This window comes from Nocardioides daeguensis, assembly GCF_019192965.1.
In the GTDB taxonomy this organism is placed as follows: domain Bacteria; phylum Actinomycetota; class Actinomycetes; order Propionibacteriales; family Nocardioidaceae; genus Nocardioides; species Nocardioides daeguensis.
The window spans coordinates 111333-128600 of the sequence record NZ_JAHTKU010000005.1 but is presented as its reverse complement, the minus strand read 5'-3'; the positions used below and the strand labels follow the sequence as shown (position 1 = coordinate 128600).

The 17268-nt window shown below is 72.6% G+C and carries 14 protein-coding genes; 8 read left to right on the top strand and 6 right to left on the bottom strand.

The features are described 5' to 3' along the window. Position 1: 1 nt before the first annotated feature. The 3 genes from mftE to mftF are packed head-to-tail and all read left to right on the top strand — an operon-like array spanning position 2 to position 2843. Positions 2-691, top strand: a complete 690-nt coding sequence (mftE, locus tag KU893_RS05160; protein ID WP_218233275.1) for a mycofactocin biosynthesis peptidyl-dipeptidase MftE — start codon at positions 2-4, stop codon at positions 689-691. Then, on the top strand, positions 688-1431 hold the full coding sequence (locus KU893_RS05155; RefSeq protein WP_218233274.1) for a mycofactocin-coupled SDR family oxidoreductase: 744 nt from the start codon (positions 688-690) through the stop codon (positions 1429-1431). Before mftE ends, KU893_RS05155 begins: the two co-directional genes overlap by 4 nt. Continuing rightward, positions 1428-2843, top strand: coding sequence for a mycofactocin biosynthesis glycosyltransferase MftF (gene mftF / locus KU893_RS05150; RefSeq protein ID WP_257440867.1), 1416 nt, complete (start codon positions 1428-1430; stop codon positions 2841-2843). The genes KU893_RS05155 and mftF overlap by 4 nt, the downstream gene beginning before the upstream one ends. Here the strand turns inward: mftF and KU893_RS23490 are convergent. After that, complete coding sequence (locus KU893_RS23490; RefSeq protein ID WP_218233273.1) at positions 2837-4447, bottom strand: sigma-54-dependent Fis family transcriptional regulator; 1611 nt, start codon at positions 4445-4447, stop codon at positions 2837-2839. The genes mftF and KU893_RS23490 overlap by 7 nt on opposite strands. Positions 4448-4607: 160 nt before the next feature. Between KU893_RS23490 and KU893_RS05140 the strand changes: the two genes are divergently transcribed. From KU893_RS05140 to KU893_RS05125, 4 genes are all read left to right on the top strand, one after another. After that, complete coding sequence (locus tag KU893_RS05140; RefSeq protein ID WP_218233272.1) at positions 4608-5723, top strand: NDMA-dependent alcohol dehydrogenase; 1116 nt, start codon at positions 4608-4610, stop codon at positions 5721-5723. After that, a complete protein-coding gene (locus tag KU893_RS05135) occupies positions 5720-6601 on the top strand; it encodes an AAA family ATPase (RefSeq protein WP_218233271.1) in 882 nt (293 codons plus the stop codon). The genes KU893_RS05140 and KU893_RS05135 overlap by 4 nt, the downstream gene beginning before the upstream one ends. 200 nt (positions 6602-6801) lie before the next feature. Beyond that, positions 6802-7578, top strand: a complete 777-nt coding sequence (locus KU893_RS05130; RefSeq protein WP_218233270.1) for a vWA domain-containing protein — start codon at positions 6802-6804, stop codon at positions 7576-7578. 67 nt (positions 7579-7645) lie between these two features. Then, entirely contained in the window at positions 7646-9154 is a 1509-nt protein-coding gene (locus KU893_RS05125; protein WP_218233269.1) for an aldehyde dehydrogenase family protein, read from the top strand. Positions 9155-9200: 46 nt separating this feature from the next. On the opposite strand, the gene KU893_RS05120 is transcribed toward KU893_RS05125, so the two are convergent. The 3 genes from KU893_RS05120 to KU893_RS05110 all read right to left on the bottom strand — a co-directional run bounded on the left by KU893_RS05120 (position 9201) and on the right by KU893_RS05110 (position 12460). After that, positions 9201-9608 (bottom strand): DUF779 domain-containing protein, encoded by a 408-nt coding sequence (locus KU893_RS05120; RefSeq protein ID WP_218233268.1) that lies wholly within the window; start codon positions 9606-9608, stop codon positions 9201-9203. A gap of 17 nt (positions 9609-9625) precedes the next feature. Then, positions 9626-11149: an acetaldehyde dehydrogenase ExaC gene (gene exaC, locus KU893_RS05115; RefSeq protein ID WP_218233267.1), complete on the bottom strand. Its 1524-nt coding sequence runs from the start codon at positions 11147-11149 to the stop codon at positions 9626-9628. A 126-nt stretch (positions 11150-11275) separates the two neighbouring features. Further along, positions 11276-12460: a GAF domain-containing protein gene (locus KU893_RS05110; protein WP_246591938.1), complete on the bottom strand. Its 1185-nt coding sequence runs from the start codon at positions 12458-12460 to the stop codon at positions 11276-11278. Between the two features lie 200 nt (positions 12461-12660). Here KU893_RS05110 and KU893_RS05105 point away from each other — a divergent pair, with 200 nt between their 5' ends. After that, positions 12661-13245 (top strand): adenylate kinase, encoded by a 585-nt coding sequence (locus tag KU893_RS05105; protein ID WP_218233265.1) that lies wholly within the window; start codon positions 12661-12663, stop codon positions 13243-13245. A 40-nt stretch (positions 13246-13285) separates the two neighbouring features. On the opposite strand, the gene KU893_RS23485 is transcribed toward KU893_RS05105, so the two are convergent. Next, positions 13286-14539, bottom strand: coding sequence for a 2-oxo acid dehydrogenase subunit E2 (locus KU893_RS23485; RefSeq protein ID WP_218233264.1), 1254 nt, complete (start codon positions 14537-14539; stop codon positions 13286-13288). An 11-nt stretch (positions 14540-14550) separates the two neighbouring features. Next, positions 14551-17205, bottom strand: coding sequence for a pyruvate dehydrogenase (acetyl-transferring), homodimeric type (gene aceE / locus KU893_RS05095; RefSeq protein ID WP_218233263.1), 2655 nt, complete (start codon positions 17203-17205; stop codon positions 14551-14553). Positions 17206-17268: the final 63 nt, after the last annotated feature.

Sequence of the window (17268 nt, the reverse complement as noted above, 5' to 3'; positions counted from 1 at the left end):
CATGGCTCCCGAGCTGGCGTCCGCGACCTCGCCGGGCGTGCCCGCAGGGCCCACGGTGCTGGTCCCGGTGGGCTCGATCGAGCAGCACGGCCCGCACCTGTCGCTCGACACCGACACCGTGATCGCGACCGCGGTCGCGACGCGTGCGGCCGATGAGCTGGCGGCGGCCGGGGCCCCGGTCCTGGTCGCGCCCGCCCTGGCCTACGGCTCCAGCGGCGAGCACCAGGACTTCGCCGGGACCAGCTCGATCGGTACGAGCGTGCTCCACGACGTCCTGGTCGAGCTCACCCGGTCGATGCGGACCTGGGCCGCACGGGTGGTCTTCGTGAACGCCCACGGCGGCAACCTCGCCGCCCTGCGCGGCGCCGTACGCCAGCTGACGGACGAGGGCCATGACGTCGGCTGGGTCGCCTGTGCGACCGAGGAGGTCGACCTGCACGCGGGCCGGACCGAGACCTCGCTGATGCTTCACCTCGCGCCGTGGAACGTCCGGCTGGACCGGGCGGAGCGCGGCAACACCGGGTCCCTGGAGGAGCTGCTCCCGCTGATGATGAGCGGCGGGATCAGGGCGGTCTCGCCCAACGGCGTCCTCGGGGACCCGTCCGGTGCCAGCGCCGAGGAGGGTGCGCGGGTGCTGGCCGCCATGGTCGCCGACGTCGTGGCCGCGACGGGAGCGGTGGCCCGCCGATGACGGGCCGGGTCGTCCTGGTCACCGGCGCCGCCCGGGGCATCGGCGCCGCGACCGTGAGCGCGCTGGTCGCCGGTGGTGACCGGGTCGTCGCGGTCGACGAGCTGTCGTCGGTGACCCGTCTCGCGGACGGTGGCGAGCAGGTGGTCGCCCACGTCGCCGACGTCCGCGACCGCGCGGCCCTCGGGACCGCTGTCGACCTCGCCCTCGAGACCTGGGGCCGGCTCGATGCCGCCGTCGCGGCGGCTGCGGTCATCGCCGGCGGCCGGCCGCTGTGGGAGACGCCGGAGCAGGACCTCGACCTGCTCTGGGACGTCGACGTGAAGGGCGTGTGGAACACCGCCGCCGTCGCCGTCCCCGCGATGCTGGCGGGGCCCGACCCGTCGGGTGCCCGGTTCGTGGCGGTCGCCTCCGCGGCGGGGCACCACGGACTGCACCACCTGGCTGCCTACAACCTCGCCAAGCATGCCGTGATCGGTCTCGTGAAGGGGCTCGCCGCCGACCTGGTCGGCACCGGCGCCACCGCCTGCGCCGTCTCACCCGGATCCACCCGGACGCCGATGCTGGAGGCCACGGCGGAGCTCTACGGCCTCGACGACGTCGACGCCTTCGCCGACAACCAGCTGATCCGCCGGATCCTCGACCCCGCGGAGGTCGCCGCCACCATCGCGTTCTGCTGCAGTCGCGATGCAGCCGTCCTCAACGGCTCCGTGGTCCACGCCGACGGCGGCTTCGCGCCGTGAGCGTCGCCGACCTGACCGACGAGACGTCCCTGCCCGTGGGGTTCGGGGTCCGGCTGCGCCCGGACGTGGTCCGCGCCGACCACGGGCGGGTCCTGGTCGGTGGCTCCCCGGTGCGGGTGGTCCGGCTGAGCGAGCGGGCCCGCACGCTGCTGCGCGGCGACCGGATCGAGGTCGACGGGTCCGCCACCGCTGCGCTGGCCCGGCGGCTCCTCGACGGCAACCTCGCCGACCCGGTCCTCGATGCCGTCGAGGTCCCCCTCGCCGAGCTCACCGTCGTCGTCCCCGTCCGCGACCGCCCCGGTCAGCTGGACCGCTGTCTCGCGGCCCTGGCGCCGCTGCGCGTCGTCGTGGTCGACGACGCCTCCCGCGATCCTGCCGCCGTGGCCCGGGTCGCGCGCCGTCACGGGGCACGGCTCGTCGCGCTGACGACCAACCGGGGCCCGGCCGGAGCCCGCAACGCGGGGCTTCGCGAGGTGCGCACCCGCGTGGTCGCCTTCGTCGACTCCGACGTCGAGGTCGACGCCGGCGCCCTCGTCGAGCTCTCCCGCCACCTGGCCGACCCGCGGGTCGCGCTGGTCGGGCCGCGGGTCGTCGGAGCATCCCGCAGCGCTCGACCCCGTTGGTTCGAGCGGTACGACGTCGCCGCGTCGTCGCTCGACCTGGGGCAGGTCGGTGGCCGGGTCCTGCCCGGCGCCGCGATCGGGTGGCTGCCCTCGGCCTGTCTGGTCGGCCGGACGGCGGCCCTCGGGCGCGGGTTCGAGGACGCGTGGCGGGTCGCGGAGGACGTCGACCTCGTGTGGCGGCTCGCGGACGACGGGCACGTGGTCCGCTACGACCCGGCGGTCCAGGCGCGCCACGACGTCCGCGCGAGCGGGCCGCGCTGGCTTGCGCGCAAGTTCGTCTACGGCACGGGGGGTGCCGACCTCGCGGCCCGCCACGGGGGCAAGGTCGCACCAGCGGTGCTGTCGCCGGCCATGGCGCTCGGCGCGGCGGCCCTGCTGCAGCGCCGGTGGTGGTCGCTCCCGGTCGCCGCCCTGGCCACGGCCCGCACCGCGCGCCGGCTCGCCCCCGGCCTTCCGGTGGACCAGGGGCGCACGGCCGTCGCGACCCGGCTCGCGCTGCGCGGCACCGGGTGGGCGCTCCGCCAGGAGACCGGGCTGCTGCTGCGCCACTGGTGGCCGGCGACGCTGCTGATGCTGCCGGTGAGCCGAACCGTGCGCCGAGCGGTGCTGAGCGCCCTCGTCGTCGACCTCGCGGTCTTCCTGCGCGAGCGCACCGGCGTCGATCCTCTTACCGCCCTGGCCGGGCGACGCCTCGACGACCTCGCCTATGGCGGGGGCCTGTGGTGGGGCGCGATCCGGCGCCGGAGCGTGCGGTGCCTGCTGCCGCGGCGGCCCGGCAGCCCTCAGTAGATCGTGATCCGCAGGGTCCGCATCTTCGCGTAGAGGGTGGTCCGCGAGATCCCCAGCGACTGCGCGGCCTTGACCTTGTTGCCGTCGTGCTCGCGTAGCGCCTCGACGATCACGGACCGCTCGGCGTGCTCGATCGGCGCCAGTCGCTTCGACGGCTCCTGGGTCCGGTAGGCCTCGGGGAGTTGGTCGAGCACGACGGCCCCGCTGCTCTGGTGGCGTACGACGTGCTCGACGACCGCGCGCAGCTCGCGCAGGTTGCCGGGCCACGGTTGGGCGGACAGCGCGCGCAGCGCACCCGGGGTGAAGTGCAGCGACGGGTCGGCGCCGAGGTCGGCGAGCATCCGGCGGACCAGCTCGGGCAGCTCGTGCGGCCGGCTGGCCAGCGGGGCCAGCTCGCGCCGCTCGGTGCACTCGCCGGCCAGCGCCGCCGCGCGGCCGGTGAGGCCCTCGAGCGGCCCGCACACCAGGACCAGCCGGGGCGCGCGCCGCTCGGCGAGATGGGAGGCCACCAGGTCGACCAGGTCGTCGGGGAGCAGGTCGAAGCCGTCGACGCAGACGGTTCCCTGGCCGGCGCGCACCAGCGCGCCGAAGTTCTTCGCCCAGGCCTCGGCCCCGTCGAGCAGCGCGGCTGCGGCGGTCAGCACCGCCATCGGCTGGACGTCGCTGCTGCGCCGGGCCTGCGTCGAGCGCCCTGAGCCGGGCGGCCCGGACACCAGGACCGGGGCGTGCGCCAGGTCCGGCCGGAACGTGCGGGGCGCGACCCGCAGCTCGCGTCGTGGCTCGACGTGCAGGAGCGCGCCGCCGCGGGCGCCGCCCACCCGGCTCGCCTCGACCCGGACCTCCAGCCCGGACTCGAGGGTCAGGTCGACGTCGGCGTTGTCGTGCAGCTCTCCGACGAGCATGCGCAGCAGCGCGACGTCGGTGGAGCCGAGCAGGTCGGAGGCGGCCTGGTTGGACATGAACAGGTCCTGGCCGATCGCGACCACGGCGCGCCGGCGGGTGCCGGCCGCCTGGAACGCGGCGAGCAGCTGCTTGTCGGACACCCGGCTGCGGTCGAGCAGCCGCTGCTCGATGTCGGCGACGGCGCGGGCGACCAGCGGCGGCAGCAGCGGGCTCGCCTCCTCCATCAGCGCGGTGATGTCGAGGACCCCCTCGATCCGGCGCGTGGTCGGGTGGAAGATCGGGTGCCCGTAGCAGCTGAACCGGCGCAGGGGGACGGCGAAGTGCTCGCTGCCGTTGATGGTGATGCTGGTCCGGGTCTCCAGCACGGTGCCCAAGGCGTTCGTGCCGACCACCTCCTCGAGGAGGGAGGCGCCGACGTCGAGCCCGAGGTTGTCGAACGCGCGGCGTGCGCCGCGGTCGCCGCACCAGCGTTGGGCGATGCGGCCCTCGCGGTCGACCAACAGGGTCGAGAACATGGTTCCCTGCAGCTGGTCGTTGAGCTCGTCGAGCACCTCCGCTGCGGCGCCGAGCAGCGGTCCGGAGGTGTCGACCTCGCTGTAGGTGACCTGGGCGAGGGCGTTGCCCGGGGTCAGGCCGGCCATCGTGGCGCGCTGCCACGACTGCGCGATCGGCGCACGCAGGTCATCGGTTCTGGTCGTCACGCTCTCTCCTCGGCCCGGGGTTGTCGTGACCGCTGTCACAGTATGCGCCGCGGGGTTGGCGCCCGGTTGTCCAGTTTCTGAACATCCGCCGGGCCGCCGCGTTGCGAGTGTGGCAGGCGTCACGTCCGCCGCCGCCCCGGCGCTCACCCGAGGAGAATCCATGAAGACCAAGGCCGCAGTCGTCTACCAGCCCGGCAAGCCGATCGAGATCGAGGAGCTGACCCTCGACAAGCCGCGCGAGGGCGAGGTGCTGATCCGCTACACGCATGCCGGCCTGTGCCACTCCGACGTCCACATCGCCCACGGCGACCTCGAGGCCCGGCTCCCGATGGTCCTCGGGCACGAGGGCGCCGGCATCATCGAGGAGGTCGGCCCGGGCGTCACCCGGGTCAAGCCGGGGGACCACGTGGTGTGCTCGTTCATCCCGAACTGTGGCACCTGCCGCTACTGCGCCAACGGCCAGCAGTCGATCTGCGACATGGGCGCCACCATCCTCGAGGGCTACCTCCCCGGTGAGCGGTTCCCGATCACCGGGCCCGCCGGTCAGTACGGCGCGATGTGCATGCTCGGCACGTTCAGCCAGTTCGGTGTCATCCACCAGAACTCGTGCGTGAAGGTCGACGACGACCTGCCGCTGGAGAAGGCCGTGCTGGTGGGCTGCGGCGTGCCGACCGGCTGGGGCGCGGCGGTCAACACCGCCGAGGCCAAGGCCGGCGACACCGTGGTCGTCATCGGCATCGGCGGCATCGGCATCAACGCCGTGCAGGGTGCCGCGCTCGCCGGAGCCAAGAACGTCATCGCCGTCGACCCGCTCTCCAACAAGCGGGAGAAGGCGATGGAGCTGGGGGCCACCCATGCCTTCGAGTCGACCGAGCTGGCGATGGAGACGATCACCAACCTCACCCGCGGCCAGATGGCCGACTCCGCGATCCTCACCCCCGGTCTGATGACCTCCGAGATCGTGGCCGAGGGCTTCAACGCGGTCGGCAAGGGCGGCAAGGTCGTCCTGACCGGGCTGAACAAGCTGGAGGAGACCAACATCCAGCTCCCCGGCTCGGTGCTCACGCTCTACCGCAAGGAGCTGCGCGGCAGCCTCTTCGGCGACTGCAACCCGACCGTCGACATCCCGCGGATCCTCGGGCTGTACCAGTCCGGCGACCTCAAGCTCGACGAGATCATCACCCGTACCTACACCCTCGACGAGGTCAACCAGGGCTACGACGACCTGCTCGCGGGCAAGAACGTGCGGGGCGTCGTCGTCCACGACCACTCGTGACCGCCCCGCTCACCGGGAGCGGGGTCGTCGACCGGGAGCGGGAGACCGAGCTGCTCGAGGCGGCGTTGGCCAGTGGTGCCAACGTCGTCCTCGAGGGGCCGCCCGGCACCGGCAAGACCACGCTGCTGCGCCGGGTCGCCGCGGCCCGCGCGACGTCCTTCGCCCTGGTGGAGGGCAACGCGGAGCTCACCCCGGCGCGGCTGGTCGGCCACTTCGACCCGGCCCTGGTCCTGGCCCGCGGCTACCAGCCCGAGGTGTTCGTCGACGGTCCGCTGGTCACCGCGATGCGCGAGGGCGGCCTGCTCTACGTCGAGGAGCTCAACCGGGTGCCCGAGGAGACCCTCAACACCCTGCTCGCGGTCATGTCGGAGCGGGAGATCGTCGTCCCCCGCCTCGGGCTGGTCCGTGCGGCCCCGGGCTTCGGGGTGGTCGCCGCGATGAACCCGTACGACGCCGTCGGCACCGCCCGGGTCTCGAGCGCCGTCTACGACCGGACCTGCCGGATCGCCATGGGCTACCAGTCGGCGCAGGCGGAGTCCCGCATCGTCGCGCTCCGGGCGCCCGTCCCCTCCGACGCCTGGCGGGACCGGGCGGTCGCGCTGGTCCGCGCCACCCGCAGCCACCAGGAGCTGCGGGTGGGGGCGTCGGTGCGCGGTGCGATCGACCTGGCGGGCATCACCCACCAGCTGGCGCTGGCCCGTGGCGTGCCGGAGGACGACTGGCAGGCCGGTCTCGACGCCGCGCTGGTCGCCCTCAGCGGGCGGATCCGGGTCGACGAGTCGTCCACCCGTCGCCCCGAGGAGATCATCGAGGAGCTGTACGCCGCGGTCTTCGGCCCGCCGCCCGGGGCGGAGGAGAGCGACTCGGGGGAAGCCTGAGCCCGCCTCCACCGGAGGCGGGCTCCCCACCCTCCGCCGCGCCGGCGGACCAGCCCCAGGCCTCGCGCCGCGGCCGGCCGGACCGTACCCACGGCCGCGACGAGCTGTCCCGGAACCAGCGGTTCGCGGAGCTGTCGCCGGAGGTCGGCGAGCTCGACGTCGAGGCGGTCGAGGCCGCCGTCGCCGAGGACCCGGACGGGGTGCTGCCGCTCCTGGCCCTGATGAGCCGGGCCACCGACCCGGCCCTGCGCGCGAAGGTGCAGGCCCTGGTGCCGAGGCTGGTCGTGGAGCGCGCCCGCAGCGGTCCGAGCGGCCGGATCGGCTCGGGCCGGTTGCGGCCGGTCCGTGCCGACCGCGGCGGCGACCTCGACCTCGACGCCTCGCTGGAGGCGGTCGCCGTCGCCCGGGCCGAGGGCCGGCCGCCCGCGCTGGACGAGCTGACCTCGGTGGTCTGGCAACGGCCGTCCACGGCCCTGTGCCTGCTGGTGGACCGATCCGGGTCGATGGACGGCGAACGCCTGGCGACGGCTGCGATGGCCGCAGCCGCGTGTGCCCTGCGGGTCGCGGAGTCTGGCGGCGAGCTCTGCGTCGTCGCGTTCGACCGGCGCGCCGAGGTCGTCGTCGGCCTGGCCTCTCCGACGCATCCGCGGCGCACCGTCGAACGGGTGCTCGGTCTGCGCGGTCACGGCATGACCTCGCTCGACGCGGCGCTGCGGGCCGCCCGCGAGCAGCTCGCGTCCGCCCGCGCCCGGCGCCGGATCACGGTGCTGCTGTCCGACTGTCGGGTGACCGACGACGTCGACCCGATCGCCGCGGCCCGAGCCCTCGACGAGCTGCTGGTCATCGCCCCCGCGAGCGACGACGAGGAGGCCCGCGGGTTCGCCCGCCGGGCAGGCGCCCGGGTCGAGTCACTCGCGGAGCTGGCGGACCTGCCCGTCGTGCTCGACCGGTTGCTGGCCGGAATGTCCAGAACCTGAACACCCCCGACCCGGAGTGCCGACCACGCTCGCCTCCACGGATCACGTCGAAGCCAACGGAGGAAGAATGACCGATCTGCTCGTGCCCACCGACACCCACGTGCTGCCCCAGGTACGGGAGTGGCTGTCGAGTCCCAAGGGCCTGTTCATCGGCGGGGCGTGGTCCGACGCCGCGTCGGGACGCACGTTCGAGACCCGCGACCCGGCCACCGGCCAGGTGCTCACCGAGGTCGCACACGGCGAGGCGGTCGACGTCGACCGTGCGGTCCGTGCGGCCCGCAAGGCCTTCGAGGGTGAATGGTCGCTGTGGACGCCGGCCCAGCGTCAGCGCCTGCTCTTCCGCATCGGCGAGGCGATCTACGAGCACGCCGAGGAGCTCGCGCAGCTGGAGGCCCTCGACAACGGCAAGTCCGCCGCCGTCGCGCAGGCCGTCGACATCACCTGGGTCGCCGAGCTCTTCGAGTACTACGCCGGCTGGGCCACCAAGATCGAGGGCCGCACCATCCCGGTGTCGGTCCCGTGGGCGCCCGGCGCGCAGTGGCACGCCTACACCCTGCGCGAGCCGGTCGGCGTCTGCGGCGCCATCGTGCCGTGGAACTTCCCGCTCCTCATGGCGTCGTTCAAGATCCCGGTCGCCCTCACCTGCGGCAACACCGTGGTGCTCAAGCCGGCCGAGGACACCCCGCTCACCGCGCTGCGCCTCGCGGAGATCATGGCCGAGTGCGGCCTGCCGGACGGTGTCTTCAACGTCGTGACCGGCTACGGAGACGCCGGCGCCGCGCTCGCCGCGCACGACGACGTCGACAAGATCGCCTTCACCGGGTCGACCGAGGTCGGCAGGCTCGTCGTCGACGCGGCCAAGGGCAACCTGAAGAAGGTCAGCCTGGAGCTCGGCGGCAAGAGCCCGCAGGTCGTGTACGCCGACGCGGACCTCGACCTCGCCATCCCCGGCACGGCGTCGGGCTTCTTGTTCAACCACGGCCAGACGTGCACCAGCGGCACCCGCCTGCTCGTCGAGGACAAGATCTTCGAGGAGTTCACCCAGGGGGTCGCGGAGGTCGCCGCCGCCAGCAAGCTCGGCCCCGGTCTCGACCCCACCAGCGAGGTGGGCCCGCTCGTGTCGCAGACGCAGCTCGACCGCGTCCTCGGCTACGTCGACCAGGGGCTGCGCGACGGAGCCCGGGCGCTGACCGGCGGTCGGCGGCACGGCGAGGCGGGCTACTACGTCGAGCCGACCGTCCTCGTCGACGTCGACTCGTCCTTCAGCGTCTACCGCGAGGAGATCTTCGGCCCGGTCGTCGTGGCGACGCCGTTCAACGCCGAGCAGGGCGTCGTCGCCGCGGCCAACGACACGCCGTACGGCCTGGCCGCCTCGGTGTGGACCCGCGACGTCACCAAGGCGCACCGCACGGCACGCCAGATCAAGGCGGGCACCGTGTGGATCAACTGCCACAACGCGTTCGACGCCGCGATGCCGTTCGGCGGCTACAAGCAGTCCGGCTGGGGTCGCGAGCTCGGTGCCTCCGCGATCGACGCCTACACCGAGCAGAAGTCGGTCAACGCACTGCTCGCGTGACGCACTCCCCGGGGCGGCGGATCGGTCGACCGCCGCCCCGGGGCCGTCATGACGTCGCCGCCCGGGCGTCGCGGTCGGCGCTCAGCGCGGCGTGCTCCTCGTCGGTGAACAGGCGCGAGCGGATCAGGAAGCGCACGCCGCGGGGTGCCTCCAGGGAGAAGCCGGCGCCACGACCCTTGACGACGTCGATGGTCAGGTGGGTGTGCTTCCAGTACTCGAACTGGGCCTTCGACATCCACACCGGGACGGGGCGGTCCAGGCCGATGTCGAGGTCGCCGAGACGGATGTCGGCGTTGCCGGTGCGGAACTCGCCGTCGGGGTAGCACATCGGTGCCGACCCGTCGCAGCAGCCGCCGGACTGGTGGAACATGACGGGGCCGTGCTCGGTGGTGAGGCTGCGGAGCAGGTCCGCAGCCTCACCGGTGAGGTCGACCCGGTGCGGAAGGGAGGGCATGCCCGGGTCAACGCCTGTCAGAAGAAACCGAGGGCGTCGGGGGAGTACGACACCAGGAGGTTCTTCGTCTGCTGGTAGTGGTCGAGCATCATCTTGTGGTTCTCGCGGCCGATGCCGGACTGCTTGTAGCCACCGAACGCCGCGCCCGCGGGGTAGAGGTGGTAGCAGTTCGTCCAGACCCGACCGGCCTCGATTTCGCGCCCGGCGCGGTAGGCCTGGGAGCCCTCGCGCGACCACACGCCGGCACCGAGGCCGTAGAGCGTGTCGTTGGCCGTCTCGAGAGCCTCGGCCTCGTCGGCGAACCGGGTCACGGAGACGACCGGGCCGAAGATCTCCTCCTGGAAGATCCGCATCTTGTTGTGGCCCTCGAAGATCGTCGGCTTCACGTAGTAGCCGCCGGCGAAGTCGCCCTCGAGGACGTTGCGCTCGCCACCGGTCAGCACCTTCGCGCCCTCGGCCTTGCCGATCTCGATGTAGGACAGGATCTTCTCGAGCTGGTCCAGCGAGGCCTGGGCGCCGATCATCGTGGTCGTGTCGAGCGGGTTGCCCTGCACGATCTTCTCGGTGCGGATCACGGCGTCGGCGAGGAACTCCTCGTAGATCGAGTCCTGGATCAGCGCGCGCGACGGGCAGGTGCACACCTCGCCCTGGTTGAGGGCGAAGAGCGTGAAGCCCTCCTGCGCCTTGTCGTAGAAGGCGTCCTTCTCGGTGGCGACCGAGTCGAAGAAGATGTTCGGCGACTTGCCGCCGAGCTCGAGGGTGACCGGGATGATGTTCTCGGCGGCGTACTGCATGATCAGCCGGCCCGTGGTGGTCTCACCGGTGAACGCGACCTTCGCGATCCGGCTCGAGGTGGCGAGCGGCTTGCCGGCCTCGACGCCGAAGCCGTTGACGACGTTCAGCACGCCGGCCGGCAGCAGGTCGCCGATCACCTCGATGACCTTGAGGATCGACCAAGGGGTCTGCTCGGCGGGCTTGAGCACCACGCAGTTTCCGGCGGCCAGTGCCGGAGCGAGCTTCCAGGCGGCCATGAGGATCGGGAAGTTCCACGGGATGATCTGGCCGACCACGCCCAGCGGCTCGTGGAAGTGGTAGGCGACGGTGTTCTCGTCCAGCTCGCCGGCGCTGCCCTCCTGGGCGCGGATGGCGCTCGCGAAGTAGCGGAAGTGGTCGATGGTCAGCGGGATGTCGGCGGCGAGCGTCTCGCGCACCGGCTTGCCGTTGTCGTAGGACTCGGCGACCGCGATGGCCTCGAGGTTCTCCTCGAGCCGGTCGGCGATCTTGTTGAGGAGGTTCGCGCGCTCGGTCGTCGAGGTCTTCTTCCACGCGGGGAAGGCGGCGTGGGCGGCGTCGAGGGCGGCCTCGACGTCCTCCTCGGTGCCGCGGGCGACCTCGGTGAACGGCTTGCCGTTGACCGGCGAGATGTTCTCGAAGTACTGGCCCTTGACCGGGGCCACCCACTCGCCGCCGATGTAGTGGCCGTAGCGGCTCTGGACGGCGACGAGGGAGTCGGGCTGGCCCGGGGCTGCGTAGATGGTCATCTGGATGCTCCTGGTGGTGAGGACTCGACGTCCTCTGTGACGTCGTTCACAGCACGGTAGGAGCCGCGACGTTGCAGCAACGTTGCCGTTTCCGCGCGGTGTCCGCGGGGCGGGCGGGAGCACGGCTCAGCCGGCGAACTCGCTGTCGAGCCGGGCGAGCTGACCGCTGGCGAGCGCCCACAGCGGCGACCCGGGCGGGAGCAGGTCGCGCTGGCGGGTCCACATCTCGTAGTCGTCGGCCCCCCAGGCCGAGCGGGTCCACGACGACATCAGGTCGGGCTGGCCCGCGTGCAGCACGGCGGCGCGCAGCTGCGCCGTGAGAGCCTCACGCAGGCGGACGACGCCCGGTGCGGTGGAGCGGGGCAGGAGCGGACCGCGGAACGCGCGCAGGGCGCCGGCGATGTCGCCGGAGGCGAGCATCGCCTCGACGGCGAGCCAGTCCCCACTGACGTCGGAGAGCAGGCGGTAGGGACGGGAGCCGAAGAAGGTCTCCCCGAGGAGGTGCCGCAGCCGGTTCAGCTCCGCGCGGAGGGTCGACGACCCGCCCTCGTCCTCGTAGACGAGCACGCTCAGCTCGTCGCCGGACAGGCCGCGGGGGGCACTGGCGAGCAGCAGGACCAGCTCACTGTGACGAGGGGACAGCCGCATCCGTCCGGTGTGGCCGCGATCGTCGTCCACGCTCAGCAGCGCGTCGTTGCGGCCGAGGGCCTCGACCCGGACCGTCGGGCGGCCGGAGCGCTCGGTCGGCTCGCGCGCCACCAGGCGGTCCCGGGCGAGTTCGGCCTCGGCGAGGCGGACCGTCGCACGGACCAGGGCCATGGTCTGGGGGACGACGATCTCGTCGCCACCGGTGACGTCGAGGACGCCGAGGAGGCGCGAGCTCCCCGGGTCGTGGATCGGGGCCGCCGCACAGCTCCACCCGCGCACCGCATGGCGGAAGTGCTCGCCGCGGACCACGCTGCTCGGCTGGTCGAGGCGCAGGGCCAGGCCGGGAGCGTTGGTCCCCGCCAGGCGTTCGTCCCAGTTGCTGCCCTCGACGAACCCGATCGACTCGGCCCGGCGAAGGGCGGCGCCGGAGCCGCAGACCCAGAGCAGCTGACCGACCTCGTCGGCCACGGCCATCGTCGCGTTGCAGTCCCGCGCGGCCTGGCCGAGCACGTCGTCGAGCAGCGGGAAGACCGGGGCCAGCGGGTGCTGGGCCCGGGCCGAGCGCAGGTCGTTGTCCTCGAGCGTGATCGGCGCGGTCAGCTCGTCGGCGGGTACGCCTGCTGCGGCTGACCGGTGCCAGGAGGCAGCGACCTCTGCGCGCATGCCGGTGTCCATCCTCGCAGTGTGACACCTGTCACGTTGCAACAAGGTTGCGTCCGCCCGCTGTCGCGCGACCGGCGCCGAGCCCCACGGCGAGGTGCGCCCGCGTGCAACGTGGCTGCAGCGGGCGGCCCGCTACCGTCCGCGACGGCGAGCCCGGGACTGGGACGGGGCTCGCACCGACGACGAAAGGGTCCCCGCACATGCGCCTCCTCCTCCTGGGCCCGCCCGGTGCCGGCAAGGGCACCCAGGCCGTCGCGATGGCCGAGCGCTTCGGCGTGCCGGCGATCTCGACCGGCGACATCTTCCGCGCCAACGTCGCGCGGCGGACCGAGCTGGGGCGCACCGCCCAGCGGTACCTGGAGGCGGGCGAGTACGTGCCCGACGAGGTCACCAACGCGATGCTCGGCCAGCGGCTCTCGGAGCCCGACTGTGCGGACGGGTTCCTCCTCGACGGATATCCGCGCACCCTGCAGCAGGTCGCCGAGCTCGACGCGATCCTGGAGCGCGACGGCGCCGTGCTGGGTGCCGTGGTCCTCCTCGACGCCGACCCCGACGAGCTGGTCCGCCGGCTCCTGCTGCGGGCCCGGGACCAGGGCCGGGCCGACGACACCGAGGCGGTGATCCGCCGCCGGCTGGAGGTGTACGCCGCCGAGACCGCGCCGCTCGCCGCGGAGTACGCCGGGCGCGGGCTGCTCGCGACCGTCGACGGTCTCGGCTCGGTCGACGAGGTGGCCGAGCGCATCGTGTCGGCCCTGGCGGCGGCGTCGTCCTCCGTGACCCGCTGAGACGGCCGGCGTCGCGCACCACGGTCGACGGCCGTCTCGGCTACAGCGACAGGCGGCGTACGTCGGCGGCCAGGTGGGCGAGGTGCGCGGTGAACCGGGCAGCGAGCGCACCGTCGATCACCCGGTGGTCGTAGGACAGGCACAGCGGCAGCATCAGCCGGGGGACGAAGGTCTCGCCGTCCCAGACCGGTGCCGTCTTCGAGCGCACGACGCCGAGGATCGCCACCTCGGGCGCGTTGACGATCGGGGTGAACGCCGTGCCGCCGATGCCGCCGAGGCTGCTGATGGTGAAGGTCGCGCCCTGCATGTCGCTCGCGGTCAGCCTGCCGTCACGGGCCCGGGCCGAGAGGTCGGCGAGCTCGCGGCTGATCTCGAGGATGCCCTTGCGGTCGACGTCGCGCACGACCGGGACCACCAGGCCGTCGGGGGTGTCGACGGCGACGCCGACGTGGACGTAGTCCTTGAGCACGAGCTCCTCGCCCGACAGCGAGCTGTTGACCTCGGGGTAGGTCCGCAGAGTCGCGGCCGCGGCCTTCAGCAGGAAGCTGAGCAGGGTGACCCGGTAGCCGTCGGCCTTCGCGTCCGCGTCGAGCTCGCGGCGGTAGGCGTCGAGGTCGGTGATGTCGGCCTCGTCGCAGTGGGTGACGTGCGGGACGTTGAGCCACGATCGCTGCAGGTGCGGGCCGGAGATCTTCTTGATCCGCGACAGGGGGACGCGGCGCACGGGCCCGAACTTCGCGAAGTCGACCTCGGGGACGGGCGGGATCCCCGTGCCTGCGGGGGAACCGCCGTCGACCGGCGCCACACTGCGGTCGTAGTGGGTGAGCAGGTCCTGCTTGGTGACCCGGCCCTTCGGGCCGCTGCCGGTCACGGCGGCGAGGTCGACGTCGAGCTCGCGGGCGAGGCGTCGTACCAGGGGCGTGGCCCGCAGGCCGCCGTCGGGGGAGCCGGCCGTCGCCGGCTCCGGTACGACGGCCGGGGTCGCCGGCTCGGACACGACCGGAGCGGGCTCGGGGTCTCCAGACGGTTGCTGCGCAACCTCCTCGACCACCGAGGCGGTCTCCGCGACCGCGATCACCGTGCCGTGGCTGACGGTGTCACCCACCTTCACCGAGACCGACACGATGGTGCCGTCGACCGGGGAGGGCACCTCCATGGTGGCCTTGTCGGTCTCCAGGGTGATGAGCGGGTCCTCGGCGCGCACGACGCTGCCGGGGGCGACGAGCACCTCGATGACGGGTACGTCGGAGAAGTCGCCGATGTCGGGAACGCGGATGTCGATGCCGTTGTCCACTGTTGTTGTCCTCACGCGTGGGCCGGGTCGGCCCGGTCGGGGTCGATGCCGTACTTCTCGATCGCCTCGGCGACGACGTCGGGGGTGACGACGCCCTTGTCGGCGAGGCGGCGCAGGGCGGTGACGGCGATGAAGTGCCGGTCCACCTCGAAGTGCCGGCGCAGGTTGCGGCGGTAGTCGGAGCGGCCGAAGCCGTCGGTGCCGAGCGCGGTGTAGCCGCCGGGCACGAAGGCGCGGATCTGGTCGGCGTAGGCCTTCATGTAGTCGGTCGCCGCCACCACGGTCCCGGACGCCGAGCCGAGGCACTGCTCGACGTACGACGTGCGCGGCTCCTCCAGCGGGTGCAGGGTGTTCCACCGCTCCACCGCCAGGCCGTCGCGGCGCAGCTCGGTGAAGCTCGGCACGCTCCACACGTCCGCCTTGACCTTGAAGTCCTTGGCGAGCAGGTCGGCCGCGGCCAGCGCCTCGCGCAGGATGGTGCCGGAGCCGAGCAGGTCGACCTTCGCTGCGCCGCGGCCCTTGCCGGGCTGCAGCAGGTACATCCCCTTGAGGATCCCGTCGGTGACGCCCTCGGGCATCGGCGGGTGCTCGTAGTTCTCGTTCATCAGGGTCAGGTAGTAGAAGACGTCCTCCTGCTCGGCGTACATCCGGCGCAGGCCGTCGGCGACGATGACCGCCAGCTCGTAGGCATACGTCGGGTCGTACGCGACGCAGTTGGGGATCATCGCGGCCTGCAGGTGGCTGTGGCCGTCCTCGTGCTGCAGGCCCTCGCCGTTGAGCGTGGTCCGACCGGCGGTGCCGCCGAGCAGGAAGCCGCGGGCGCGCATGTCGCCGGCGGCCCAGGCCAGGTCGCCGATGCGCTGGAACCCGAACATCGAGTAGTAGATGTAGAACGGGATCATCGGGGTGTCGTTGCTGGAGTACGACGTCGCGGCGGCGATCCACGACGACATCGCGCCGGCCTCGTTGATGCCCTCCTGGAGGATCTGGCCGCTCGCGTCCTCCTTGTAGAACATCAGCTGGTCGGCGTCCTCGGGCGTGTAGAGCTGGCCGCTCTGCGAGAAGATCCCGACCTGCCGGAACAGGCCCTCCATGCCGAAGGTGCGCGCCTCGTCGGGCACGATCGGGACGACCCGCTTCCCGATCTCCTTGTCGCGCAGCAGCTTCGTCAGGATCTGGACGAACGCCATCGTCGTCGAGATCGCGCGGCCGTTGGAGCCGGCGGTCTGGCCGAACGCCTCGACGCCGGGGGCCTGCAGCGCGCTCGACGTACGACGGCGCTCGGGCAGGTAGCCACCCAGCTCCTTGCGCCGGGCGTGCAGGTAGGTGTGCTCCTCCGAGCCCTCCGGGAAGGACAGGTAGGGCAGGTCGAGCAGCTGCTCGTCGGCGACCGGGATCGCGAACCGGTCGCGGAAGGCGCGCAGCGCGGGCTCGGCGACCTTCTTGGCCTGGTGGCTGATGTTCATGCCCTCGCCGGCCGAGCCGAGGCCGTAGCCCTTGACGGTCTTGGCCAGGATCACCGTGGGGGTGCCGGTGTGGGCGTTCGCCGCCGCGTAGGCGGCGTACACCTTCTGCGGGTCGTGCCCGCCTCGGGTGAGCCGCCAGATCTCGTCGTCGCTCCAGCCGGCCACCATCTGCTTGAGCTCGGGGTCGACGCCGAAGAAGTGCTCGCGGACGTAGGCGCCGTCCTTGGACTTGAAGGTCTGGTACTCGCCGTCGACGCATTCCGTCATCCGTCGCTTGAGGGCGCCGGTGGTGTCCTTGGCGAGCAGCTCGTCCCAGCCGGAGCCCCAGATCACCTTGATGACGTTCCAGCCGGCGCCGCGGAAGACGCCCTCGAGCTCCTGGATGATCTTGCCGTTGCCGCGCACCGGGCCGTCGAGGCGCTGCAGGTTGCAGTTGACGACGAAGACGAGGTTGTCGAGCTTCTCCCGCGCGGCCATCGAGATCGCGCCGAGCGACTCGGGCTCGTCGGTCTCACCGTCGCCGAGGAAGGCCCAGACCTTGCGGCCGGCGGTGTCGGCGAGGCCGCGGGCGTGGAGGTACTTGAGGAAGCGTGCCTGGTAGATCGCCATCAGCGGGCCCAGGCCCATCGAGACGGTGGGGAACTGCCAGAAGTCCGGCATCAGCCACGGGTGCGGGTACGACGACAGGCCCGATCCCGCGTGGCCGCCGGTCTCCTGGCGGAAGCTGTCGAGCTGGGCCTCGGTGAGCCGGCCCTCGACGAAGGCGCGGGCGTAGATGCCGGGGGAGAGGTGGCCCTGCACGTAGACCAGGTCGCCGCCGTGCTTGTCGGACGGGGCGTGCCAGAAGTGCTGGAAGCCGACGTCGTACAAGGTGGCGGCGGACTGGAAGCTGGCGAGGTGGCCGCCCAGCTCGGTGGAGTCCTTGTTGGCGCGCAGCACCATGGCGAGCGCGTTCCAGCGGATCGCGGCGCGGATCCGGTGCTCGACCGCGCGGTCACCGGGGTGGGCGGGCTCGTCGTCGACCGCGAGCGTGTTGACGTACGGCGTGGTCGCCACGAACGGCACGGGGGAGCCGAGACGCTGGGCCTCCTCGAGCACCTGGTCGAGAAGGTACTTGGTGCGCGCCTCGCCCTCGAACTCCAGGACGGCCGCGAGCGCGTCGCGCCACTCCTGGGTCTCGGCAGGATCGATGTCGGTCAACGGAGGTCCTCGGGTCGCTGGTGATGGCCGTCACCATCCTCCGGGCCTCGCCTGGAATGCGTC

Coding starts and splice junctions, on each gene's coding strand:
- mftE (WP_218233275.1), top strand. CDS start 2: ATGGCTCCCGAGCTGGCGTCCGCGACCTCGCCGGGCGTGCCCGCAGGG.
- KU893_RS05155 (WP_218233274.1), top strand. CDS start 688: ATGACGGGCCGGGTCGTCCTGGTCACCGGCGCCGCCCGGGGCATCGGC.
- KU893_RS05140 (WP_218233272.1), top strand. CDS start 4,608: ATGAAGACCAAGGCCGCAGTCGTCTACCAGCCCGGCAAGCCGATCGAG.
- KU893_RS05125 (WP_218233269.1), top strand. CDS start 7,646: ATGACCGATCTGCTCGTGCCCACCGACACCCACGTGCTGCCCCAGGTA.
- KU893_RS05120 (WP_218233268.1), bottom strand. CDS start 9,608: ATGCCCTCCCTTCCGCACCGGGTCGACCTCACCGGTGAGGCTGCGGAC.
- exaC (WP_218233267.1), bottom strand. CDS start 11,149: ATGACCATCTACGCAGCCCCGGGCCAGCCCGACTCCCTCGTCGCCGTC.
- KU893_RS05110 (WP_246591938.1), bottom strand. CDS start 12,460: ATGCGCGCAGAGGTCGCTGCCTCCTGGCACCGGTCAGCCGCAGCAGGC.
- KU893_RS05105 (WP_218233265.1), top strand. CDS start 12,661: ATGCGCCTCCTCCTCCTGGGCCCGCCCGGTGCCGGCAAGGGCACCCAG.